Origin of the sequence: Streptomyces liliifuscus (assembly GCF_016598615.1) — a bacterium.
GTDB lineage: Bacteria > Actinomycetota > Actinomycetes > Streptomycetales > Streptomycetaceae > Streptomyces > Streptomyces liliifuscus.
The window spans coordinates 6077755-6101039 of record NZ_CP066831.1 but is presented as its reverse complement, the minus strand read 5'-3'; the positions used below and the strand labels follow the sequence as shown (position 1 = coordinate 6101039).

Below are 23285 nucleotides of genomic sequence, written 5' to 3'. Positions count from 1 at the left end.
CTACAGTTACCGGCCAGTAATCCCTTCGCTTCCCTGTGGCCTCACACGCACATGAGCATGCACCACGACCCATGTCCGCAGCGCTCCCCCGCGAGAGGAACCCCCCATCCCATGACAGGAAGAAGCTGGCAGCGCCTGATAGGCGTGACCGCCGCCGCCACCGCCGTCACCGCGGCCCTGGCGATCCCTGCCACCGCCGCGACCCCGGCCGCCGCCCCCGCCGCGGCCACCACCGTCGCGACCGCCGCCTCTGCCGCCGCCGCGGCGGACGTGGACTACGACACCTGGCAGAAGGACTGCCGGGCCGTCATGGCCGACGCGCTGCCCTACCTGAAGGAACGCATCGCCGACGCGTCCGCCGGCGAGAAGCAGGCCATCGTCTTCGACATCGACAACACCACGCTGGAGACCGACTTCGGCTTCAGCTACCCCTCGCCGGCCAACGCGCCCGTCCTGGACGTCGCCAAGTACGCCCAGGACCGCGGCGTCGCCCTGTTCTTCGTCACGGCCCGCCCGGACATCATCAAGTCGGTGACGGAGTACAACCTCAAGCACGTCGGCTACAAGGTCTCGGGCCTGTACGTACGCAACTTCATCGACCTGTTCAGGGACGTGGCCGAGTACAAGACGGCCCAGCGCACGGCCATCGAGGCCAAGGGCTACACGATCATCGCGAACATCGGCAACAGCGCCACCGACCTGTCGGGCGGGCACGCCGAGAAGACGTACAAGCTGCCGGACTACAACGGCCAGCTGTCGTAACCGGATCACGGCCGGGCACGACGAAGGGGCCGGTGCCTTGTCGGCACCGGCCCCTTCGGTCGTTCTCAAGCAGAACCCCGGGGGGTCACGCCTCCTTGCTCAGGTTGGGACCGGCGCCGCCGGCCGCCTGCTCGATCGGCGGGACGTCCGGCAGCGCGGACTTCTCCTCGCCGCGGAAGGTGAAGATCTTGGCCTCACCCTCGCCCTCCGTGTCGACGACCACGATGTGGCCGGGACGCAGTTCGCCGAAGAGGATCTTCTCCGACAGGGTGTCCTCGATCTCGCGCTGGATCGTGCGGCGCAGCGGTCGCGCACCCAGCACCTGGTCGTACCCCTTGGTGGACAGCAGTTCCTTGGCGGACTGGGAGAGCTCGATGCCCATGTCCCGGTCCTTGAGGCGCTCGTCGACCTTGCCGATCATCAGGTCGACGATCTTGAGGATGTCCTCCTGCGTGAGCTGCGGGAAGACGACCACGTCGTCGACGCGGTTGAGGAACTCGGGCCGGAAGTGCTGCTTCAGCTCGTCCGAGACCTTGTTCTTCATGCGCTCGTAGTTGGTCTTCTTGTCGCCCGAGGCCGCGAAGCCCAGGTTGAAGCCCTTGGAGATGTCCCGGGTGCCGAGGTTGGTCGTCATGATGATGACCGTGTTCTTGAAGTCCACGACCCGGCCCTGGGAGTCGGTCAGGCGACCGTCCTCCAGGATCTGCAGCAGCGAGTTGAAGATGTCCGGGTGGGCCTTCTCGACCTCGTCGAAGAGGACGACGGAGAACGGCTTGCGACGGACCTTCTCGGTCAGCTGGCCGCCCTCTTCGTAGCCCACGTAGCCGGGGGGCGAACCGAAGAGACGCGAGACCGTGTGCTTCTCGCTGAACTCCGACATGTCGAGGGAGATCAGCGCGTCCTCGTCACCGAAGAGGAACTCGGCGAGCGCCTTGGACAGCTCGGTCTTACCGACACCGGACGGACCGGCGAAGATGAACGAACCACCGGGACGCTTCGGGTCCTTCAGACCGGCGCGCGTACGACGGATCGCCTTCGACAGCGCCTTGACGGCGTCGACCTGGCCGATGACCCGCTTGTGGAGCTCGTCCTCCATGCGCAGCAGACGCGAGGACTCCTCCTCGGTCAGCTTGAAGACCGGGATGCCCGTGGCGGTCGCGAGGACCTCGGCGATCAGCTCGCCGTCGACCTCGGCCACGACGTCCATGTCGCCGGCCTTCCACTCCTTCTCCCGCTTGGCCTTCGCGGCGAGGAGCTGCTTCTCCTTGTCGCGCAGGGAGGCGGCCTTCTCGAAGTCCTGCGAGTCGATCGCGGACTCCTTGTCACGGCGGACGCCGGCGATCTTCTCGTCGAACTCGCGGAGGTCCGGCGGCGCGGTCATCCGGCGGATGCGCATCCGGGAGCCGGCCTCGTCGATCAGGTCGATCGCCTTGTCCGGCAGGAAGCGGTCCGAGATGTACCGGTCGGCGAGCGTCGCCGCCTGCACCAGGGCCTCGTCCGTGATGGACACGCGGTGGTGCGCCTCGTAGCGGTCGCGCAGACCCTTGAGGATCTCGATGGTGTGCGGCAGCGACGGCTCCGCGACCTGGATGGGCTGGAAGCGGCGCTCCAGCGCGGCGTCCTTCTCCAGGTGCTTGCGGTACTCGTCGAGCGTGGTGGCACCGATGGTCTGGAGCTCGCCGCGCGCCAGCATGGGCTTCAGGATCGAAGCCGCGTCGATGGCGCCTTCCGCGGCACCCGCACCCACGAGCGTGTGCAGCTCGTCGATGAACAGGATGATGTCGCCGCGGGTGCGGATCTCCTTGAGGACCTTCTTCAGGCGCTCCTCGAAGTCACCGCGGTAGCGGGAGCCGGCGACCAGGGCGCCGAGGTCCAGGGTGTAGAGGTGCTTGTCCTTGAGGGTCTCGGGCACCTCGCCCTTGACGATGGCCTGGGCGAGGCCTTCGACGACGGCGGTCTTGCCGACGCCGGGCTCACCGATCAGGACCGGGTTGTTCTTCGTACGCCGGGACAGCACCTGCATGACCCGCTCGATCTCCTTCTCGCGCCCGATGACCGGGTCGAGCTTGGACTCACGAGCGGCCTGGGTGAGGTTCCGGCCGAACTGGTCGAGGACCAGGGACGTCGAGGGGGTGCCCTCGGCAGGACCGCCACTGGCGCCGGCGGTCTCCTTGCCCTGGTAACCGGAGAGCAGCTGGATGACCTGCTGCCGCACCCGGTTGAGATCTGCGCCCAGCTTGACCAGGACCTGGGCGGCGACGCCCTCGCCCTCACGGATCAGGCCGAGCAGGATGTGCTCCGTGCCGATGTAGTTGTGGCCCAGCTGAAGGGCCTCGCGGAGCGACAGCTCCAGGACCTTCTTGGCACGGGGGGTGAAGGGGATGTGCCCGGACGGAGCCTGCTGGCCCTGCCCGATGATCTCCTCCACCTGCTGGCGGACCGCCTCGAGCGAAATCCCGAGGCTCTCCAGGGCCTTAGCGGCGACACCCTCACCCTCGTGGATCAGGCCCAGGAGGATGTGCTCGGTGCCGATGTAGTTGTGGTTGAGCATCCGGGCTTCTTCCTGAGCCAGGACGACAACCCGCCGCGCGCGGTCGGTGAACCTCTCGAACATCGTTAATCGCTCCTCAGAGCGGTCAGGCAGTAAGGGGACGCTCCCCTCCCTGTCCTTCCGCAGCTTAGTCCCGCAAGCGGGGACCGCTCATTCCAACTGCCGACACCGTCCTTGGCCTCCTGACCCCGAACGCCGACATCTGCTCCAACCTGATGGTGCGAGACGATGTTCCCGCAGGCCAGGCAGATACCCCCACCATCTGTACGCCGATGGCGAACGTGAGATGCCCGAGCCTTGCGTGTCGCCCCTCCCACTAGGGATGTCTTACCCGTACGCACTGACACTCCATGCCGAACGCACCGGTTCCCTCCGCTATGGGCGAACATCCTTGCGCCGCGGACCGCTGCGGAGCGCCCACTTTTCGGACACTCTGCGCACATGCGAAGCCACCCAGCGTAACTCGAACGCGGCTGTGGCGGTTGGCCTTGCATGGTCCCCACGGTCCCTTCTCCCCGCCGGCCCCTCGACACGAGTCACCCGAGCGACTCGGGCCACCCGAGCCACGCGAGTCGCGCGGTCCGGCATTGGTACGAGAACGAACTGGGCTGGCCGACCGTGCCCGGCACTCCCGTGGCTCTGCCGACGGGGCTGCGTTTCGACGTACTGGACGCACCGGTGGAGGCGGGATACGCGGCGCTGCGGCATCTGGGGCCGGGCTCTCCGGTGGCCGTGCGGGCGGACCGGATGCGGATTCTGGTGGCGGCGGGCAGCGCGGACGAACTTCCGGGGCTGCTCGACTGGCTGGAGTGGGGGGCTCTCGCGCTGGATCTCAGGGCGATCGGCGAGGGCGGGCGCATCGAGGCACCGCTGCCGCCCGGCACCTTCACGCTCGGCACTTCGGCGCCCGCTGCTCCGGCGCCCGGCACTTCGGTGCTCGGTACACCGCGACTTGCGGGGACCCCCGTACCTGTCCCTGCGCATACGTCTGCGGATACCGCTCCGGACGGCTCGCAGGGGGCCGCCGTCTGGCTGCGACCCCCTGAGCCTGGCTGCGAGGTGGAGCCGTCGCTGCCGACGCTGTCGGCGCTCGGTGGGGGCGTTGGGGGCGCCCCCGATCTCGTACGACTCGTGGACACGATGGCGACGGAATGCCATCGCATCCGGCTGCGCCGTTCCTGTGCTCAGCCTTTGGCCATGTCGTAGGCCTCTGCTCAGCCGTTGGCCTTCTCGTAAGCCTCACGAATGGACGCCGGAACGCGACCGCGGTCATTGACCTCGTAGCCGTTCTCCTTCGCCCACGCACGGATCTGAGCGGTGTCCTGGCTGCCACCGGAAGCGGCGCGCGCCTTTCCACGGCTCCCCGAGGCGCGGCCTCCGGTACGACGACCGCCCTTGACGTACGGCTCGAGAAGTCCACGGAGCTTGTCCGCATTGGCAGTCGTGAGATCGATCTCGTACGTCTTGCCGTCCAACGCGAACGTCACGGTCTCGTCCGCCTCGCCACCGTCGAGGTCGTCGACAAGAAGGACCTGAACCTTCTGTGCCACCGGATTTCCTTTCATCGATATCTTCAGGGACGGGGTCCGCGGCGGCCGCCGCTGTTTCACGTCCCTGTTATATGCACTACTGCAGTACGTCGGAAAGCAAACCGCTTTTGCTGGAAAAACACAAACCCCTGGCAGAGACCGACGGACCCGGGAAGACCGGAAACGTGCGCGTTTCGGACATAGGGCCCGCGGGCAAGGGCCGCCGGGCTAGTGGCAGGGGTATGCCACGGGTATTACGGGGTGGCGATCACAGATGCAGAAGCATCCGGCTGTTGCCCAAGGTGTTCGGTTTCACTCGTTCGAGACCGAGGAACTCGGCCACGCCCTCGTCATAGGAACGCAACAGCTCGGCGTAGACATCGGTGTCCACAGGTGTCTCACCGATCTCCACGAAGCCGTGCTTCGCGAAGAAGTCGACTTCGAAGGTCAGGCAGAATACGCGGCGAACACCGAGCCAGCGGGCGGTGTCCAGCAACTTCCCCAGCAACTGATGTCCGACGCCGGCTCCCTTCATCGAGCCGTCCACGGCGAGAGTGCGGACTTCCGCGAGGTCTTCCCACATGACGTGCAGAGCGCCGCAGCCCACGACCTCCGTAGTTGAACCGGTGTCGCGTTCCGCGACCCAGAACTCCTGGATGTCCTCGTAAAGCGTCACCGTCGCTTTGTCGAGCAGGATGCCACCGCGGACGTAGGCGTCGAGGAGGCGGCGAACCGCCGGGACATCGCTGGTCCTGGCCCGGCGGACGGTGAGGGCTTTAGTGGCGGCTTCGGGCTGCTCTGCTGGCATGAGCGGACGTTATCGCCCGGTCTCGCCCCCAGCGGCGGCGGGGTTCTCGCCGACGGGGTTCTCCACAGCCGGGTTCTCCACAGCCGACTTCTCGACTGCCGGGTTCTCGGCCGTCGGGTTCTCCGCCGTCGGGTTCTGTGGTGCGGGGGTTTCCTCCGGTCCTTGGACCATACGCACGGCATCGCGCAGTGCTTCGCGCTGTTCCGGGGACATCATGCCGAAGAAGGCGACGAGAGCGGCGGCCGGGTTGTCGCTCTGGGTCCAGGCTTCGTTCATCAGTGCCGCCGCGTAGGCGGCCCGGGTGGAGACCGCCTCATATCGATAGGCGCGGCCTTCGGCTTCGCGACGTACCCAGCCCTTCTGATGGAGATTGTCCAAAACGGTCATCACCGTCGTGTACGCGATGGACCGCTCCTGCTGAAGGTCTTCCAGGACTTCCCGAACGGTCACCGGGCGGTTCCACTTCCACACCCGCGTCATGACCGCGTCTTCGAGTTCTCCCAATGGGCGAGGCACAGCTCAGAACAATAGGGGGAGATGTCGCCAATCACGTGGTGGACGTGGCTTTGGATGACAAACAGCAACAAAAAGGGCGTACGACTCGAAAAGCTGATGAGTCGTACGCCACGGGGGTGGACGTCGTTCGACGCCCGGGTGAAGCTCAGGCGCCGGTGTCGCGGGAGGCCTGGCGGGTGCTCTCGGCGCGGGCGAGGGCCGCGTCGACGACCGCGTCCTCCTTGGCCTTGTTGGCGCCACCCTGGGTCTTCACGATCGTCACGATCAGACCGGTGAAGAACACGGCCATCACTACCGGGGGCACGAGCGCGGAGACGTAGTCCATGCCGTCCAGAGTAGCCAGGGGCCGCGGGGCGGGTGCGGGGTGGGGGTCGCGTGAACCGCCCTCGGCGCGACTACACCGCGGCGAGCTGCCGCGGTGCGTTCGCGGGCGGGGCGGCCGGTTTGCGCCTCGGGGGGAAGACCTCGCCGGGGGTGGGGATGGGGCGGTCGCGGCGCGGGGACTGCGGCTTGGGCTGGGGAGTGGCCGGTTTCTCCGCGGGCTTTTCCGCGGGCTTCCTGCCGGGTTCCTCCGTGGCGGCGGCGAGGCCGCCCGGGAGAGCCGTCAGCCGGGTGCGCGCACGACCGCGGGAGGACGGGACCGTACGGAGGGCGAGACGCATGCGTACGTCCTGCTCCGCGAGGTCGTGGCAGCGGTCGAGGAGTGCGGCCGCGACGGGGCTGCCGCGCAGGGCACGCAGCGCGGCAAGGTCGTCGGGGACCGGGCGGTAGCCGACCACGAGGGCCTCCTCAAGGAGCGTCAGGTAGCCGGCGGCCGTGCCGGGGAGCGCGGCGCGGTAGCGGGCGAGGTCGGCCAGCAGGAAGGCGCGCAGCCGGGCGCCCTCGCGGGCCGCCTCGTCGACTGCCTCCGCCAGGCGGAGGCAGTCCTGGACGTCCTCGGCCGAGGCGGGGCGGGGGTGGAGGGCGAGAGCGAGCGCACGTCGGAGCACTCGCAGCTCCTCCGCACCGAACGCCATGCCGCCGCGGGATCCATAGGGCGTGGGCATGCTCGCGACGATACGCGCTAATCAGACAAAATCCGTAGATCGGGTGTCGGTGTGGCGTGGCTTCGCCGTGCCGTGATGACGGGAGTGGCTCCGCCGGTTCGGTTGTCGGCTGCGGGTGAGTGGGGGCTCGTCGCGCAGTTCCCCGCGCCCCTGAAGGAGCGCCACTGTGGGCGCTGTCAGGTTCTCGACACGTTTCTTTCGTAGACCAGGCGGAGGCCGATCAGGGTCAGCCAAGGTTCGTGTTCGTCGATGACCGAGGACTCGCCCAGGACCATGGGGGCGAGGCCGCCGGTCGCGATGACCGTGACGTCGTCGGGGTCGTCGGCGAGTTCTCGGGCCATGCGGTTGACGACGCCGTCGACCTGGCCGGCGAAGCCGTAGATGATGCCCGACTGCATGGCTTCGACGGTGTTCTTGCCGATGACCGTGCGGGGGCGGGCGATCTCGATCTTGCGGAGCTGGGCGCCGCGGACGCCGAGTGCCTCGACGGAGATCTCGATGCCGGGGGCGATGACGCCGCCGGCGTACTCCCCGCGCGCGGAGACCGCGTCGAACGTCGTCGCCGTGCCGAAGTCGACGACGATGGCCGGTCCGCCGTAGAGCTCGACGGCCGCGACCGCGTTGATGATGCGGTCGGCGCCGACCTCCTTGGGGTTGTCCATCAGGATCGGGACGCCCGTCTTGATGCCCGGTTCGACGAGGACGGCGGGTACGTCGCCGTAGTAGCGGCGGGTCACCTCGCGCAGCTCGTGCAGGACCGAGGGGACGGTCGAGCAGATCGCGATGCCGTCGATGCCGTCGCCCAGCTCGTCGCCGAGGAGCGGGTGCATGCCCATCAGGCCCTGGAGGAGTACGGCCAGCTCGTCCGCGGTGCGGCGCGCGTCCGTGGAGATGCGCCAGTGCTCGACGATGTCCTCGCCGTCGAAGAGGCCGAGGACCGTGTGCGTGTTGCCTACGTCGATCGTGAGCAGCATGTCTACTCGGCCTCGCTCGTCGTCGACGCGTGCGAGGCCTGGGACGTCTCGGAGGCCTCGCGCAGGTCGAGGCCGATGTCGAGGATGGGCGAGGAGTGGGTGAGGGCGCCCACCGCGAGGAAGTCGACGCCCGTCTTCGCGTACGCCAGGGCGGTGTCCAGGGTGAGGCGGCCCGAGGCCTCCAGGAGCGCGCGGCCGCCGACGGTCGCGACGGCCTCCTCGCACTCGCCGGGCGTGAAGTTGTCCAGGAGGATCAGGTCGGCGCCCGCGTCCACGACCTCGCGGAGCTGCTGCAGGGTGTCGACCTCGACCTCGATCGGCACGTCCGGGAAGGTCTCCCGTACGGCCTTGAAGGCCTGGGAGACGCCGCCCGCGGCGACCACGTGGTTGTCCTTGACGAGGGCCGCGTCCGAGAGGGACATGCGGTGGTTGACGCCGCCGCCCGCGCGGACCGCGAACTTCTCCAGGGAGCGCAGTCCGGGTGTCGTCTTGCGGGTGTCGCGCACGCGCGTGCCGGTGCCCTCCAGAACGTCGGCCCACGCGCGCGTGGCCGTCGCGATGCCGGAGAGACGGCACAGGAGGTTCAGGGCGCTGCGCTCGGCCGTCAGCAGGTCGCGGGTGCGGGTCGTGACGCTCAGGAGCTTCTGGCCGGCCTCGACGCGGTCGCCGTCGTCGACGTGCCGCTCGACCTCGAACTCGTCCGTGCAGACCACGGAGACGACCGCCTCGGCGACCCTGAGGCCCGCGACGACACCGGCCTCGCGGGCGGTGAAGTCGGCGGTGGAGACGGCCTCTTCGGGGATGGTCGCGACCGTGGTCACGTCCACGCCGTGGTCGAGGTCCTCCTCGATGGCCAGATGGGCGATGTCCTCGATCTCGACGGGGTCGAGCCCGGCGTCGGCGAGGAGCTGTGCGAGGGCCGGGTCGAGCCCGCACTCGGCGTACTCGAGGGGATCGACGTCGTACTCCCCTGCGGCGCCGCAGCCGCAGCCGTCACCGCAGCCACCGCCGGTGAGGAGGGGAAGGTCGGGGGTGCTCACTTCTGTCACTGCTCCTGGGGACGGGACTGCTGTGTCGGGGGGAAGTCTGGGGTGTCGGTGGTGTGTACGGCGAGTGTCCGGTCGGGATTCAGCCGCACGACGATGTGGCGCCGCCAGTTCGTGTCGTCCCGTTCACCTTTGTCCTCGCGCCAGTGGCAGCCGCGGGTCTCCTCGCGCAGCCGGGCGGCGGAGACGAGGACGCGGGCCACGCACAGGAGGTTGGTGGCCTCCCAGGTGTCGACGCCGGGCTCGGCCGTCTTGCCGTTCACGTCGAGGGCGTCGCGGGCGTCGGTGTGCAGCCGCTGGATGCGCTCGGCCGCGGTCTCCAGGGAGGCGGCCGAGCGCAGGACCCCGGCGCCGTCGGTCATGATCCGCTGGATCGCGAACCGTGCCTCGGGGGCGAGCAGCGGATGGGCGGGCTTCTCCGGGTGGGCGACCGGCGCGGGCACGCGCGCGTGGAGGCTGTTCTCCTCGTGGCCGCCCACGATGTCGGCCGCGATGCGCTCGGCGTAGACCAGGCCCTCCAGGAGGGAGTTGGAGGCGAGCCGGTTGGCGCCGTGGACGCCGGTGCAGGCGACCTCGCCGCACGCGTACAGCCCGGGGACGGTCGTACGGCCCCGGGAGTCCGTACGGACGCCTCCGGAGGCGTAGTGGGCGGCCGGGGCTACCGGGACGGGCTGGGTGACCGGGTCGATGCCGTGGGCGCGGCAGGCGGCGAGGATCGTCGGGAAGCGGTGCTCCCACATGTGGGCGCCGAAGTGCCTGGCGTCCAGGAACATGTGCTCGGCGTCCTGCTCCTGCATGCGCCGCATGATGCCCTTGGCGACGATGTCGCGGGGGGCGAGCTCGGCCAGTTCGTGCTGGCCGAGCATGAAGCGCACGCCGCCCGCGTCGACGAGGTGGGCGCCCTCGCCGCGGACCGCCTCGGAGACCAGCGGCTGCTGGCCCTCGGCGTCCGCGCCGAGGAACAGCACGGTCGGGTGGAACTGCACGAATTCGAGGTCGCTGACCTCGGCGCCGGCGCGCAGCGCGAGCGCCACGCCGTCGCCGGTGGAGACGGAGGGGTTGGTGGTCGCGGAGAAGACCTGGCCCATGCCGCCCGTCGCGAGGACCACGGCGGGTGCGTGGACGGCTCCCACGCCGTCGTGCTGGCCCTCTCCCATGACGTGCAGGGTCACACCCGCGGTACGTCCGTCGGCGTCCGTGAGGAGGTCCAGGACGAGCGCGTTCTCGACCGTACGCAGGCCACGCGCGCGGACCGCCTCGACGAGGGCCCGGGAGATCTCGGCGCCGGTGGCGTCGCCGCCCGCGTGGGCGATGCGGCGGCGGTGGTGGCCGCCCTCGCGGGTCAGCTCCAGGACGCCCCCTTCGGACTCGTCGAAGTGGGCGCCGGTCTCGATGAGCCGGCGTACGGCGTCGGGGCCCTCGGTGACGAGGATGCGGACCGCGTCCTCGTCGCACAGGCCCGCGCCCGCCACCAGCGTGTCGTCGAGGTGCTGCTCGGGGGTGTCGCCCTCGCCCAGGGCCGCGGCTATGCCGCCCTGGGCCCAGCGGGTGGAGCCGTCGTCGAGGCGGGCCTTGGTGACGACGACGGTGCGCAGGCCGGCGGCGTCGCAGCGCAGGGCCGCGGTGAGTCCGGCGACTCCGGAGCCGACGACCACGACGTCGGCGGTGACGGACCAGCCGGGTGCGGGCGCGTGCAATCGAGGGAACTGAGCGCGAAGCGCTCTCGCTTGAGGGTGGTGGTGGGCGACGGGCGGGCGAATGCCTGTGCTGGTCACGAGGCGGCTCCGAAGGTCAGAGGAATGTTGTCGATCAGCCGGGTCGTCCCGACCCGGGCGGCGACGGCGAGGACCGCCTCGCCGGTGTGGTCGTCCCTGATCTCGGTGAAGTCGGACGGATCGACCAGCGCCAGGTAGTCCAGCGCGAGCGGCGGCTTGAGGCGGGCCGCGTCGTCGAGGACGAGGCGGGCGGCCGCCCGGACCGCGGCGGGGCCGCCGGGGGCCGCCTTGGCGACGGCGTGCGTGTCGGCGGCGGCGCGGGACTCGCCGATGGCGCTGAGGGCCTCGGCACGCGCGTGCGTGGCGGGCACCTCGCGGGCACGCGCGCGCAGCGCCTCCTGGGCGGCGTGCCGGTCGCTGCCCGCGAACAGGGCCTGGGACAGGGCGAGCGCGGTACGGCGCTCGGTGGCCGACAGATAGCGGTTGCGGCTGGACAGGGCCAGGCCGTCCGCCTCGCGCACCGTCGGGACACCGACGATCTCCGTGCCGAAGTTCAGGTCGCGCACCATGCGGCGGATCAGGGCGAGCTGCTGGGCGTCCTTCTGCCCGAAAAGCGCCACGTCGGGGCGGGTGAGGTGCAGCAGCTTGGCGACGACGGTGAGCATGCCGTCGAAGTGCCCGGGACGCGTCGAGCCCTCCAGGCGCTCGCCCATGGGACCCGCGCTGACGCGGACCTGGGGTTCGCCGCCCGGGTAGACCTCGTCCACGGAGGGGGCGAACACGACGTCCGCGCCCGCCAGTCCGGCGATCTTGACGTCGGCGTCCAGGGTGCGCGGGTAGCGGTCGAGGTCCTCGCCCGCGCCGAACTGGAGGGGGTTCACGAAGACGGTGACAACGACCTCGCCGTCGCCCGCGATCCCACGGGCGGTGCGGACCAGCGTCGCGTGGCCCTCGTGCAGGGCGCCCATGGTCATCACGACGGCACGGCGGCCGGTGCGTACGCGCGCGTGGAGCTCGTCGGCGGTGCGCAGCACGGTGGTGGTCATCGGGTGGCTCCGTTCTCGGCACCTGCGCGCGTCATCGGGCGTCTCCCTCGGTCCCGTCGGGCCCGTCGCTACCGTTCGTTCCGCCAGGTCCGTTCGGGCCGCCCGGGCCGGCGGTCCCGTCCGTGCCGTTGGCGAGTACTCCGAGGAGGTCCTCGGCGAGTTCCGGCTTGAGCAGGCCGTGGGCGAGGGCCCGGTCGGCGGTCGCGCGGGCCATCGCCAGATAGCCGGCGACGGTCTGGGGCGCGTGCCTGCGCAGCTCGGCGACGTGCGCGGCGACCGTGCCCGCGTCACCGCGCGCCACCGGTCCCGTGAGGGCCGCGTCGCCCGACCTCAGAGCGTTGTCCAGGGCGGCGCCCAGCAGCGGGCCCAGCATCCTGTCCGGGGCCTCGACGCCCGCCGCCCGCAGCAGCTCCATGGACTCGGCGACCAGCGTCACCAGGTGGTTGGCGCCGAGCGCGAGGGCCGCGTGGTAGAGCGGCCGGGAGGCCTCGGCGATCCATTCGGGCTCGCCGCCCATCTCGATGACCAGGGCCTCGGCGGCCAGGCGCAGTTCCTCGGGCGCGGTGACCCCGAAGGAGCACCCGGCGAGGCGCTGCACGTCCACGGCGGTGCCGGTGAACGTCATCGCGGGGTGCAGCGCGAGCGGCAGCGCACCGGCGCGCAGCATGGGGTCCAGGACCCTGGTGCCGTACCGCCCGGAGGTGTGCACGATCAGCTGTCCGGGCCGTACCGCACCGGTCTCGGCGAGGCCCTCCGCCAGTCCCGGCAGTGCGTCGTCCGGGACGGTCAGGAGCACCAGGTCGGCCCGCTGCAGGACCTGCTCGGGGGTCACCAGCGGCACGTCGGGCAGCAGCTGTGCCGCTCGTCGCCTGGAGGCGTCGGAGACTCCGGAGGCGGCCACCGGGCGGTGTCCGGCGAGCTGCAGCGACGCGGCCAGGGCGGGGCCCACGCGACCGGCGCCGACCACACCGACGGTGAGCCGTGCGGGGCGGTCCTTGGGGTCTGGCTGGGGGAATGTACTCACTCGACGGCGGCCTTCCGTTCCAGTCCGCTCGGGGTACCGGACGATTTCTCGTCATGTTAACGCGATTGGTCCGAGGGCCGTTTTTTTGTCCACAGGCTGTGGGGAATTGATATGACCGGCCGCGGTGGTGTCCTGCATGATCCGGGCATGGGCGATACGACGGGGCGTGCGGTGGAACAGACGGAGGAGCAGGCAGCGGAGCAGGCCGCGGACCAGGTGCTGGACCGGGCGGTGGACGGTTCGGCGAAGCAGGCTGCGGAAGAGACGGCCGAGCAGCGGCGCGAGCGGCGCCGGGTCGCCTGGCGAGGGGCGCGGCGGGTGCTGTGGCGGCCCGGTTTCCGCTCCACGGTCGGTGAGCTGCTGGCCCGGCTGACGAACGCCGCACCGGACGTGTACGACCTGGATCTGCCGGTGGACATGTACGGCGACGGGATCGTCGAGACCCTGGAGGAGCGGGTCGCCGGTCTGCTCGGCAAGGAGGCCGCCGCCTTCTTCCCCTCGGGCACCATGGCCCAGCAGGTCGCGCTGCGCTGCTGGGCGGGCCGTACGGGCAATGCAACGGTGGCGATGCATCCCCTCTCCCACCCGGAGGTCCACGAACGGCACTCCCTGAGCACGGTCGGCAACCTGCGGACCGTCCATCCGACACGCGAGCCGCGGATGCCCTCCGCCGAGGAGGTACACGACCTGGAGGAGCCGTTCGGGACGCTGTTCCTCGAACTGCCCCTCAGGGAGGCCGGTTTCGTCCTGCCCTCCTGGGAGGAACTGGTCGCCGTCACGGACGCGGCGCGCGAACGCGACGCCGTGGTGCACATCGACGGGGCCCGCCTGTGGGAGTGCACCACCCGTCTCGGCCACTCCCTGGCCGAGATCGCGGACCTCGCGGACAGCGTCTACGTGTCCTTCTACAAGTCGCTCGACGGCTTCGGCGGCGCCGCCCTCGCGGGCCCGAAGACGCTCGTCGACGAGGCGAAGGCCTGGCGCCACCGCTACGGAGGGCAGATCCTCCAGCAGTTCCCCACCGCCCTGTCCGCGCTGATCGGCCTGGAGAAGGAACTGCCCCGGCTCCCGGAGTACGTGGCCCACGCGCGCGTGGTCGCCGCGGCGCTGCGGGACGGGTTCGCCGGGGCCGGGGTGCCCTGGGCCCGGGTCCACCCCGAGGAGCCGCACACCCACCAGTTCCAGGTCTGGCTGCCGTACGACGCCGATGTACTCACCGACGCGGGGACACTGCAGGCCGAGGAGACGAAGACCGGCCTGTTCCCGCAGGTCTGGCAGCGGGGTGGCCCCGATCTGGCGTTCACCGAGGTCACGGTGGCCGCGCCGGGACTGGAGTGGACCGCGGAGGACGTCCGCGAGGCGGTCGCCGACTTCGTGGCACGGCTCCCGCGCTGACCGCACCGATCTCGTGGCATGGCTCCCGCGCTGAGGGGCCGGGCGTCCGGTGCCTGAGAAGTCGCCCCTCAGCGCGGGAGCCGTGCGCTTCAGCGCCCGAGCAGCCGGCTCAGCGCCGCCCGGATCCGGCCCCGCTCCGGACGGCCGGTCAGGGCCGCGCGGAACCGGCGGTGGTCGGCCAGTTCGCGCATGGCCTGCCAGTCGTGGGTGCCGGGGGCCGGCGGGGTCGGGTCGCCGTGCTGCCGGGCGCGGTAGGTGTCGAGGAGGTACTGCTGGGTGATGCTCATGGCGGATCGCCTCTTCGGGACTGGGTACGGACGTGAACTCCGTGGGCCCCGCGGTTGCCCCGGTCTGTGGTCCCAGCTTGCGCGCGCCCGGCCGGGGCGTCGCGTCGATTGACCGCGGTCGTCAATCGACGGTCGCGTTGTCAGTGGCGGGGTGCACCATGAGGTCATGAGCGTGACCATCGACATTTCCGGGCTCCGCAGGGAGCGGGTGGCCGTCGTGCCCTCGCCCCTGGCCGAGCTCTGCATGGCGCTGCACGCACTGGCCGAGCCGGGGCACCACCCCGGGCTGCAGGGCTGGGCGACCGGGGTGACGGCGCGGCTCGACCCGCATCTGGCGGACCGGATGTGCGAGGCCGACTTCCTGTGGCGGACGACCTTCTCGGACCTCTTCCTGCCGTATGCGGGGGTGGGCGGCGGCACCGCGCTCCCCGGCGCCACCCTGGCCGAGGACCTGGACCTGCTCGACAAACTGACGGACGACCAGTTCGTGGACGCGGCCCTCGAATTCACCTGCGCGCTGCCGTACGACGCGCAGGGCGCGGGCGCGCTCACCGACGCCGGGGCCCGTCGCCGCGCGCTGGAGCTGGCCGCCGCGCGCGGACCCCGGCCGGCGGAGTTCACCGCGCGGCTGCTGGAGGACCCGCCCAGGATCCGCGCCTGGCTGCGCCAGTTCCTGGAGGACTGCGACGAGGCCTTCTTCGCCGAGACCTGGTCCCGGCTGCGCCACCAGCTCGCCGCGGACGCCCGCCGCAAGACGGACCTGCTCAGACACCGGGGTCTGGCCGAGGCGCTGGCCTCGGTGTCACCCGCGGTGGCGCTCGACGAGGCGGCCGGCCGCGTCACCGTCGACAAGCTGGGCAGCGGCCACACCACGGTCCGGGACAGCAGCCTGCTGCTGGTGCCGACGAGCCTCGGCTGGCCCCACCTCATGGTGCTGCACCGGTACGGCTGGCAGCCGGTGCTGCACTACCCGGTCGGCTCCCCCGAGCTGGCGGCCCCGCCCTCCGTCGAGCAGCTGACCCTGCGGATGACGGCCCTGTCCCATCCGGTGCGGATGCGCCTGTGCCGCAGTCTGGCCCGCAGCGCCTTCACCACGAGCGAGCTGGCCCAGACGCACGGCATGACGCCGCCCGAGATATCCCGGCACCTGAGCGTCCTGAAGAAGGCGGGCCTGCTCACCACCCGCCGCCGCGGACGGTACGTCCTGCACCAGCTGGACGTCACGATGGTGGCCCGGCTGGGCAGCGACTTCCTGGAGGGCATCCTGCGCTGAGCGACACGTTGGGCCGGGTCGCCCGGAGCCGCCGTACGCCACGCGCGAGGAGCCGCGCCGCGTTCCGGCGGCGGATCAGTCGAAGCGGATGTGCCTGGCGCTCGTCCAGGAGCGCCGCAGCCGGCCCCGCAGGGCACCGTCCTTGTTCGGCGCGAGTGTCAGGCCCGCCAGGACCGCGATGCGGTCGGCCGTCCTGGCAACTGTCGTGTGGTCGGTCCAAAGGTGCTCGGCGAACTCCGGTTCGCGCAGCCGCTCCAGGCAGTGGTCGAGCTGCTGGACCGCCCAACTCTCCCTGCGCAGCGGGGCGTCCTTGCCGCCGACGTACCGGAGGAGATGACCGAACCCACGCTCGCGCAGCCGCTTCAGGACGGTCCCGCGCTCGGCGAGCAGCGTGAAGTGGCGTACGTCGTGGCCCTTTTCGCGCAGCAGCCCGACGGTCTCGTCGAAGTAGCCGAAGTCGGTGACCGTCATGGGCGCGATCACCACACCGTCGTGCTCGGTGAGGGCGAGGTCGAGCACCTCGACCACACCCTGCCGCCAGGAGGCCAGGTCCTGGAAGTTCCCGCGCAGTTCGGGCGGCAGCATGCGGCGCAGCCCGAAGCCGGCGTGCTCGGGATCGCAGACGACGCTGCCCGGCAGCCGCCGGTGGAGCTCGTGCGCGGTCTGTGTCTTGCCACCGCCAAAGGGGCCGTTGATCCACAGAAGCATGCGCAGACCCTAGTGGCCGCCGATTGCGCCCCGGTCACGCGCGCCCCGGCCAGGCGCGGCCCGGCCAGGCGTCCACCCAGCCCCACACGGCCGCTGCCCAGTTCCCGTACGCCTCAGCCCTGTCCCCCGCCCCCGGCCCGCACAAGCCCCGTCTCGTACGCGAGGACGACGACCTGGACGCGGTCGCGCAGGCCCAACTTCGTGAGGATGCGGCCCACATGGGTCTTGACCGTCGCCTCGGAGAGGACGAGCCGGGCCGCGATCTCGCCGTTCGAAAGGCCCTGCGCGACCAGGATCATCACCTCGCGCTCACGCCCGGTGAGCCGCTCCAGCTCCTTGTGCTGGGGCTCCTTGCCCGCGTTGGGCAGCATCGGCGCGAACCGGTCGAGCAGGCGCCGGGTGGTGGACGGCGCGACCACCGCGTCCCCGCTGTGCACCGAGCGGATCGCGGCGAGGAGTTCGCCCGGCGGCACGTCCTTGAGCATGAAGCCGGAGGCGCCGGCCTTGAGTCCCGAGAAGGCGTACTCGTCGAGGTCGAAGGTGGTGAGGATCAGCACCTTCGGCGGGTTCGCGTCCTGACAGATGCGGCGGGTGGTCTCCACACCGTCCAGCTTCGGCATGCGTACGTCCATGAGCACCACGTCGACCTCGGTCGCGCGCAGCACCTGGAGGGCCTCGACGCCGTCGCCCGCCTCCGCCACGACCTCCATGTCCGGCTGGGCGGCGAGCACCATCCGGAACCCGGTGCGCAGCAGCACCTGGTCGTCGACGAGCATCACGCGGATCGGCATGGGAAGGTCCTCCGGTCGGTTCGTGGAGCTGAAGCGTGCACGTGTCAGTGGGTCGGCTTGAGCGGAAGCAGGGCGCTGATGCGAAAACCGCCGCCGGGCCGCGGTCCGGCGTCCAGGGTGCCGCCGACCATACCGACGCGCTCGCGCATCCCGATCAGGCCGTGGCCACGGCCGTCGGCGCCGCCCTCCTCGTACAACTCGTGCGGGGCGCCCTTGCCGTCGTCCTCGACGAGCAGGCCGAGGCCGTCGTCGAAGTAGACCAGGCGCACGCTCGCCCCCGTGTTCGGCCCCCCGTGCTTGCGGGTGTTGGTGAGGGCCTCCTGCACGATGCGGTACGCCGTGAGCTCCACGCCGCTGGGCAGAGGGCGCGGGGTCCCCTCGATCTTGAAGTCGACGGGGAGGCCGGAGCTGCGGCACTGCTCCACGAGGTCGTCGAGCTGCTCCACGTCGGGCTGCGGCACGTACTCGCCGGACTCCTGGTGTTCGCCGGTGCGCAGTACGCCGAGGAGGCGGCGCATCTCGGCGAGTGCCTGCCGGCCCGTCCCGGAGATGGTCTCAAGGGCCTTCTTGGCCTGGTCGGGCGCGGAGTCCAGGACGTACGCGGCGCCGTCGGCCTGGACCACCATCACCGAGACGTTGTGCGCGACCACGTCGTGCAGCTCGCGGGCGATCCTGGCGCGCTCGGCGGCGACGGCGACCTTGGCCTGCGCCTCGCGCTCCTTCTCCAGACGGGCGGCCCGCTCCTCCAGCTGCGCGAAGTAGGCGCGGCGGGTGCGCAGCGAGTCGCCGAGCACCCAGGCGAGGGCGAACGGGACCATCTGGAAGACCACTATCGCGACGTGGCCCGCGCCGCTCGTGTTCTGGTCCGGCCAGCGCAGCTGCGAGAGGGGCGCCGCGAACAGACCGGCGGTCAGGGCGAGCCGGGAGGCCCAGCGCGTGCCGTTCGACGCGACGGTGTAGCTGATCACCAGCAGCGCGAAGTCGGCCGGGACCACCGCCATGTCCAGTGCCAGCTGTGCCACGCCGACGCCGACGGCCAGCAGCAGCATCTTCTCGGGCATGCGCCTGCGCAGCGCGATCACCAGGCAGAGGAGCAGGGTGACCGGGATGACGACGACCGGGAGGTCGGTCCCGGTGGCCTCCTGGTTCGCGGTTCCGCCCACGACAGAGATCCCGAGCAGGAAGACGGCCCAGAAGCTGTCGACCCACATCGGGTGCCTGCGGAGAAAGTCATAGAGGCGCTGCACGTAACCCAGCGTAGGGAAGCGTGCTGTGTGCAGGGGTCAACCGGAGGGTCGATCCGTAACCGGTGCTCGTACTCCCCAAGGTGGAGGCCCCACTCGACTTGGCGCTTAACCTGACGCGGTGGAAGCGGTCGGGAGCAGTGGTGGGCGCAGTGAGGTGTGACACGGCGGACGGGCCGCGCGGGTGGCGCCCGGCGACCGAGGAGGCGCTGTACGGGCCCTCCGGTTTCTATCGCCGCCCCGAGGGGCCCGCGGGCCATTTCCGCACCTCCGTGCACGCGTCACCGCTGTTCGCGAGGGCCGTGGCCCGGCTCCTGTGCCTCGTCGACGAGGCGCTGGCCCACCCCGCCGAACTCGCCTTCGTCGACATGGGCGCGGGCCGCGGCGAGCTGGTGACCGGCGTCCTGGAGGCCCTCCCCGCCGAAGTGGCCTCCCGCGCGCGTGGGTACGCCGTGGAACGGGCCGCCCGCCCCGCCGGACTCGATCACCGGATCGAGTGGCTCCCGGAGCCCCCGCCGGGCGTCACGGGCCTCCTGTTCGCCAACGAGTGGCTCGACAACGTCCCCCTGGACGTGGCCGAGGTGGACGCGAAGGGCACGGTCCGGCTCGTTCTCGTACGGCAGGACGGGACGGAGTCCCTCGGGGAACCGGTGACCGGCGCGGAGGCGGAGTGGCTGGCGAGATGGTGGCCGCTCACCGATCCCCCGGAGGGCCGACTGCTGCGCCCCGAGGCTTCGGACGACCCGCTGCCGTCCCCTGAAGCTCCGGGTAGCCCGCTCCCGGCCGAGGACGTCCTGCCCGTCCTGCCGCCCACCGAGGATCTCCGCCCGCCCGCAGAGGGCCTCCAGGGCCCTGCCGGAGGCCTCCCCGTCGCCACCGAAGGCCTCCGCGCCGAGGTAGGGCTTCCCAGGGACGCCGCCTGGGCCGCCGCGGTGGCCTCCCTCGGGCAGGGGCTCGCCGTGGCCGTGGACTACGCGCACTTCGCGGGGGCACGCCCGCCCTTCGGGACGCTGACCGGGTTCAGGGAGGGCAGGGAGACCGCACCCGTGCCCGACGGCTCCTGCGACATCACCGCGCATGTGGCGCTGGACGCGTGCGCCCTGCCCGGGGCACGGCTGCTGAGCCAGCGGGAGGCGCTGGGCGCGCTCGGCGTCAGCGGGGAGCGGCCGTCCCTGGGTCTCGCCTCCACGGACCCGACGGCGTACGTACGGGCTCTCGCGGGCGCGGGTGAGGCCGCCGAGCTGACCGCGCGGGGCGGGCTCGGCGACTTCGGGTGGCTGTTGCAGCCGGTTGGAATTCCGGACCCGCTCCCCGGCGGAGAACAGCCCTCTACGTAGAGCGCGGTTTCTTGGAGGGTCGAGCCGCCCCCGATCCACGGTCCTACTTGTCGATGTCCCCGACCACGAAGAACAGCGACCCCAGGATCGCCACCATGTCCGCGACCAGCGTGCCCGGGAGCAGTTCCGCGAGCGCCTGGATGTTGTTGTACGAGGCCGAACGGAGCTTCAGCCGGTACGGGGTCTTCTCGCCCTTGCTGACGAGGTAGTAGCCGTTGATGCCGAGCGGGTTCTCGGTCCAGGCGTACGTGTGGCCCTCGGGGGCCTTCAGGACCTTCGGGAGCCGCTGGTTGATGGGACCCGGGGGCAGCTCGGCGAGCCGGTCAAGACAGGCGTCGGCGAGGTCGAGCGCGACATGGGTCTGCTCCAGGAGGCACTCGAAGCGGGCCAGACAGTCGCCCTCCTGACGCGTGACGACCTTCAGGGTGTCCTGGAGCTCCCCGTAGGCGAGATACGGCTCGTCCCGGCGCAGGTCGAAGTCGACGCCGGAGGCGCGGGCGATGGGACCGCTCACCCCGTAGGCGTGCACTGCCTCCCGGGAGAGGACGCCCACATCCCTCGTACGACCGCGGAAGATCTCGTTGCCGAGGACCAGGTCGTCGAAGCGGTCCATGCGGGAGCGCACTCCGGAGACGGACGCACGCGCGCGCGTGGTCCATCCGGCGGGCATGTCCTCCTTGAGGCCGCCGACCCGGTTGAACATGTAGTGCATGCGCCCGCCGGAGATCTCCTCCATGACGTGCTGGAGTTCCTCGCGCTCGGTGAAGGCGTAGAAGATCGGCGTGATCCCGCCCAGCTCCAGGGGGTACGAACCCAGGAACATCAGATGGTTCAGGACCCGGTTCAGCTCCGCGAGCAGCGTGCGCGTCCACACCGCGCGCTCGGGGACCTCCATGCCGAGCATCCGCTCCACACCGAGGACCACGCCCAGCTCGTTGGAGAAGGCGGAGAGCCAGTCGTGGCGGTTGGCCAGCATGATGATCTGGCGGTAGTCGCGCGCCTCGAAGAGCTTCTCGGCGCCGCGGTGCATATAGCCGATCACCGGCTCCGCGTGCTGGATCCGCTCGCCGTCGAGGACGAGCCGCAGCCGCAGCACACCGTGTGTGGACGGGTGCTGGGGCCCGATGTTGAGCACCATGTCCGTGCTCTCGGCGGCGCCGCCGATACCGACCATGGTCTCCGTGGGACCCGTCGTAGGAGTCATGGGAACAGTGTCGCGTACGTACGCTTGCGGCATGGAGACGGGGACCTCGGAAAACGCGGGGCGGACAGCGGGGCAGGCGACGGGCGAGCCGGTGTGGATCGGACTCCCGCCGGGGCTGCTGAGAATGCGACGACTGCTGCTGGTGGTGTGGCTGGGGCTGCTGACCGTCGGTACGGGTCTGCTGCTCGGCCTGCTCGCCGGGCCCGGCTGGGCGGCCTTCGCCCTGCTGCCGCTCGCGGTGCTGCTGTGGGGCTGGCCGATGCTGGGCCGCAACTGGCGGTCCTGGCGGTACGCCGAGCGCGCGGACGACCTGCTGATCAGCCGGGGTGTGCTGTGGCAGGAGGAGACCGTCGTGCCGTACGGGCGCATGCAGTTGGTCGAGGTCACCTCCGGTCCCGTCGAGCGGCACTTCGGGCTGGCGAGTGTGCAGCTGCACACGGCCGCCGCGGCGACCGACGCCCGCATTCCGGGGCTGGACCCGGCCGAGGCGGAACGATTGCGCGACCGGCTCACGGAGCTCGGCGAAGCCCGATCGGCGGGGCTGTGACCACGCCGGGCGCCTCCAAGGACGTACGCGACGAGGCCAGGCCCGTACCGGAAGAGGCATCCGTACCGGAGGATGCGCCCGCAGCGGAGGAGGCGGCCGTACCGGAAGAGGCGGCCGAGGGCGGGCGGAAGGACGCGGCCGGGCCGACCGAGCGGCGGCTGCACCCCGTGACGCCGCTGCGGCGCGCGTGGGCGCCCGTCGCCGTGATCGCCGGCTGGGCCGTGCACGACCCCGACCAGGCGCAACGGCAGCTGACACGGCTCACCACGATGACGCTGCTGGCCGTCCTGGTCGCAGCCGTCCTGGGGGCCGCCCTCTACGGCTTTCTGAGCTGGTGGTTCACACACTTCGCGGTGACCGACACCGAACTGCGCATCCGTACGGGCCTGGTGTTCCGGCGCACCGCGCACATCCGGCTCGAACGGCTCCAGGCGGTCGACGTCACCCAGCCGCTGCTGGCCCGCGTGGCCGGTGTCGCCAAACTCAAACTCGACGTCGTCGGGACCGACAAGAAGGACGAGCTGGCCTATCTGGGCCAGGAGGAGGCCCGGATACTGCGGGCCGAACTCCTCGCCCGGGCCGCCGGATTCGCACCCGAGACGGCGCACGAGGTGGGCGAGGCACCGGTCCAGCGGCTGCTCCACGTGCCGGCCGGCGTCCTCGCCGTGTCGCTCGTCCTGACCGGCGCCACCTGGGGAACGCTGGCCGCCGCGCTCGTCGTACCGCCGCTGCTGTGGTTCGCCACCCACAGCGTGTGGACGGTCCTCGCGACGGCGCTTCCGCTGCTCGGCGCGGCGGGCGCGAGCAGCGTGGGACGGTTCGTCGGCGAGTACGACTGGACCGTGGGCGAGTCCCCGGACGGGCTCCGCATCGACCACGGGCTGCTTGACCGTACGCACGAGACGGTGCCGCCCGGGCGCGTCCAGACCGTACGCATCGTGGAACCGCTGCTCTGGCGGCGGCGCGGATGGGTCCGGGTCGAACTGGACGTGGCGGGGTCGTCCAACTCCGTGCTCGTGCCGGTCGCTCCGCGCGAGGTCGCCGACGCGGTCGTCGCGCGGGTGCTGCCGGGGGTGACCGTGCCCACCTCACTGGCGCGTCCACCGCGCCGGGCGGGCTGGTGCGTGCCGTTCTGGTGGCGGGGCTACGGGCTCGCCGTGACCGACACCGTCTTCGTGGCCCGGCACGGGCTGCTGCGCCGCAGCATCGCGCTCGTACCGCACGCCAAGGTGCAGAGCGTGCGCCTGGAGCAGGGGCCGTGGCAGCGCCGCAAGGGGCTGGCCGACGTCCGTGTGGACACCGGCGCCAACAAGACCGTGACGGCCCGGCTGCGGGACGCCTCCGAGGCGGCGGAGCTGCTGTACGGCCAGGCGGACCGGTCGCGCACGGGGCGGCGGGAGGCCCGGCCGGACCGGTGGATGGCCTGAGAGCCGCGAACGGCGTGAGGGCAGTGGCGGGTTGCCACTGCCCTCATCACGTTCG

The 23285-nt window shown here is 71.2% G+C and carries 23 protein-coding genes; 7 read left to right on the top strand and 16 right to left on the bottom strand.

Annotated features, from left to right (window positions below):
* Positions 1-111 precede the first annotated feature (111 nt).
* A complete protein-coding gene (locus tag JEQ17_RS26190; protein ID WP_200397481.1) occupies positions 112-762 on the top strand; it encodes an HAD family acid phosphatase in 651 nt (216 codons plus the stop codon).
* 85 nt (positions 763-847) lie between these two features.
* Here the strand turns inward: JEQ17_RS26190 and JEQ17_RS26185 are convergent, their stop codons facing one another.
* Positions 848-3376, bottom strand: coding sequence for an ATP-dependent Clp protease ATP-binding subunit (locus JEQ17_RS26185; protein WP_200397480.1), 2529 nt, complete (start codon positions 3374-3376; stop codon positions 848-850).
* Positions 3377-3805: 429 nt separating this feature from the next.
* Here JEQ17_RS26185 and JEQ17_RS26180 point away from each other — a divergent pair, with 429 nt between their 5' ends.
* On the top strand, positions 3806-4519 hold the full coding sequence (locus JEQ17_RS26180; protein WP_200397479.1) for an SCO3374 family protein: 714 nt from the start codon (positions 3806-3808) through the stop codon (positions 4517-4519).
* Positions 4520-4527: 8 nt separating this feature from the next.
* Here the strand turns inward: JEQ17_RS26180 and JEQ17_RS26175 are convergent, their stop codons facing one another.
* The 10 genes from JEQ17_RS26175 to JEQ17_RS26130 all read right to left on the bottom strand — a co-directional run bounded on the left by JEQ17_RS26175 (position 4528) and on the right by JEQ17_RS26130 (position 13017).
* The gene (locus tag JEQ17_RS26175; protein ID WP_055618215.1) at positions 4528-4863 is read right to left on the bottom strand and encodes a histone-like nucleoid-structuring protein Lsr2; all 336 of its coding nucleotides are present in this window, start codon (positions 4861-4863) and stop codon (positions 4528-4530) included.
* 247 nt (positions 4864-5110) lie between these two features.
* Positions 5111-5650, bottom strand: a complete 540-nt coding sequence (locus tag JEQ17_RS26170; protein WP_200397478.1) for an amino-acid N-acetyltransferase — start codon at positions 5648-5650, stop codon at positions 5111-5113.
* A gap of 9 nt (positions 5651-5659) precedes the next feature.
* Complete coding sequence (locus tag JEQ17_RS26165) at positions 5660-6130, bottom strand: BlaI/MecI/CopY family transcriptional regulator (protein ID WP_234048376.1); 471 nt, start codon at positions 6128-6130, stop codon at positions 5660-5662.
* Positions 6131-6311: 181 nt separating this feature from the next.
* A complete protein-coding gene (locus tag JEQ17_RS26160) occupies positions 6312-6491 on the bottom strand; it encodes a hypothetical protein (RefSeq protein ID WP_189843148.1) in 180 nt (59 codons plus the stop codon).
* Between the two features lie 70 nt (positions 6492-6561).
* A complete protein-coding gene (locus tag JEQ17_RS26155; protein WP_200401728.1) occupies positions 6562-7182 on the bottom strand; it encodes a hypothetical protein in 621 nt (206 codons plus the stop codon).
* A 206-nt stretch (positions 7183-7388) separates the two neighbouring features.
* Positions 7389-8186 carry a type III pantothenate kinase gene (locus JEQ17_RS26150; RefSeq protein WP_200397476.1) on the bottom strand — a complete coding sequence of 266 codons (798 nt, stop codon included), beginning with the start codon at positions 8184-8186 and terminating at the stop codon, positions 7389-7391.
* A 2-nt stretch (positions 8187-8188) separates the two neighbouring features.
* A complete protein-coding gene (nadC, locus tag JEQ17_RS26145) occupies positions 8189-9226 on the bottom strand; it encodes a carboxylating nicotinate-nucleotide diphosphorylase (protein WP_200397475.1) in 1038 nt (345 codons plus the stop codon).
* A gap of 5 nt (positions 9227-9231) precedes the next feature.
* A complete protein-coding gene (locus tag JEQ17_RS26140; protein WP_200401727.1) occupies positions 9232-10992 on the bottom strand; it encodes an L-aspartate oxidase in 1761 nt (586 codons plus the stop codon).
* Between the two features lie 11 nt (positions 10993-11003).
* Positions 11004-11993, bottom strand: a complete 990-nt coding sequence (gene panC, locus JEQ17_RS26135; protein ID WP_200397474.1) for a pantoate--beta-alanine ligase — start codon at positions 11991-11993, stop codon at positions 11004-11006.
* Positions 11994-12024: 31 nt separating this feature from the next.
* Complete coding sequence (locus JEQ17_RS26130) at positions 12025-13017, bottom strand: Rossmann-like and DUF2520 domain-containing protein (RefSeq protein ID WP_200397473.1); 993 nt, start codon at positions 13015-13017, stop codon at positions 12025-12027.
* A gap of 147 nt (positions 13018-13164) precedes the next feature.
* Here JEQ17_RS26130 and JEQ17_RS26125 point away from each other — a divergent pair, with 147 nt between their 5' ends.
* A complete protein-coding gene (locus JEQ17_RS26125) occupies positions 13165-14412 on the top strand; it encodes a threonine aldolase family protein (RefSeq protein WP_200397472.1) in 1248 nt (415 codons plus the stop codon).
* A gap of 89 nt (positions 14413-14501) precedes the next feature.
* Here the strand turns inward: JEQ17_RS26125 and JEQ17_RS26120 are convergent, their stop codons facing one another.
* Positions 14502-14699 (bottom strand): hypothetical protein, encoded by a 198-nt coding sequence (locus JEQ17_RS26120; RefSeq protein WP_200397471.1) that lies wholly within the window; start codon positions 14697-14699, stop codon positions 14502-14504.
* Positions 14700-14865: 166 nt separating this feature from the next.
* Here JEQ17_RS26120 and JEQ17_RS26115 point away from each other — a divergent pair, with 166 nt between their 5' ends.
* On the top strand, positions 14866-15972 hold the full coding sequence (locus JEQ17_RS26115) for a DUF5937 family protein (protein ID WP_200397470.1): 1107 nt from the start codon (positions 14866-14868) through the stop codon (positions 15970-15972).
* Between the two features lie 75 nt (positions 15973-16047).
* Here the strand turns inward: JEQ17_RS26115 and JEQ17_RS26110 are convergent, their stop codons facing one another.
* The 3 genes from JEQ17_RS26110 to JEQ17_RS26100 all read right to left on the bottom strand — a co-directional run bounded on the left by JEQ17_RS26110 (position 16048) and on the right by JEQ17_RS26100 (position 18718).
* The gene (locus JEQ17_RS26110; protein WP_200397469.1) at positions 16048-16680 is read right to left on the bottom strand and encodes an AAA family ATPase; all 633 of its coding nucleotides are present in this window, start codon (positions 16678-16680) and stop codon (positions 16048-16050) included.
* Between the two features lie 113 nt (positions 16681-16793).
* Positions 16794-17471, bottom strand: coding sequence for a response regulator transcription factor (locus JEQ17_RS26105; protein ID WP_200397468.1), 678 nt, complete (start codon positions 17469-17471; stop codon positions 16794-16796).
* Positions 17472-17515: 44 nt separating this feature from the next.
* Positions 17516-18718 (bottom strand): sensor histidine kinase, encoded by a 1203-nt coding sequence (locus JEQ17_RS26100; protein WP_200397467.1) that lies wholly within the window; start codon positions 18716-18718, stop codon positions 17516-17518.
* Positions 18719-18858: 140 nt separating this feature from the next.
* On the opposite strand from JEQ17_RS26100, the gene JEQ17_RS26095 reads away from it, so the two are divergent.
* Complete coding sequence (locus JEQ17_RS26095; protein ID WP_234048375.1) at positions 18859-20052, top strand: SAM-dependent methyltransferase; 1194 nt, start codon at positions 18859-18861, stop codon at positions 20050-20052.
* Positions 20053-20095: 43 nt separating this feature from the next.
* Here JEQ17_RS26095 and JEQ17_RS26090 read toward each other — a convergent pair whose 3' ends face one another.
* Positions 20096-21256, bottom strand: a complete 1161-nt coding sequence (locus tag JEQ17_RS26090; protein WP_200397466.1) for an NADH-quinone oxidoreductase subunit D — start codon at positions 21254-21256, stop codon at positions 20096-20098.
* A gap of 31 nt (positions 21257-21287) precedes the next feature.
* Here JEQ17_RS26090 and JEQ17_RS26085 point away from each other — a divergent pair, with 31 nt between their 5' ends.
* Both JEQ17_RS26085 and JEQ17_RS26080 read left to right on the top strand, forming a co-directional pair.
* A complete protein-coding gene (locus JEQ17_RS26085; RefSeq protein ID WP_200397465.1) occupies positions 21288-21803 on the top strand; it encodes a PH domain-containing protein in 516 nt (171 codons plus the stop codon).
* Positions 21800-23230, top strand: a complete 1431-nt coding sequence (locus JEQ17_RS26080; protein ID WP_200397464.1) for a PH domain-containing protein — start codon at positions 21800-21802, stop codon at positions 23228-23230. The genes JEQ17_RS26085 and JEQ17_RS26080 overlap by 4 nt, the downstream gene beginning before the upstream one ends.
* The last annotated feature ends 55 nt before the right edge of the window (positions 23231-23285 follow it).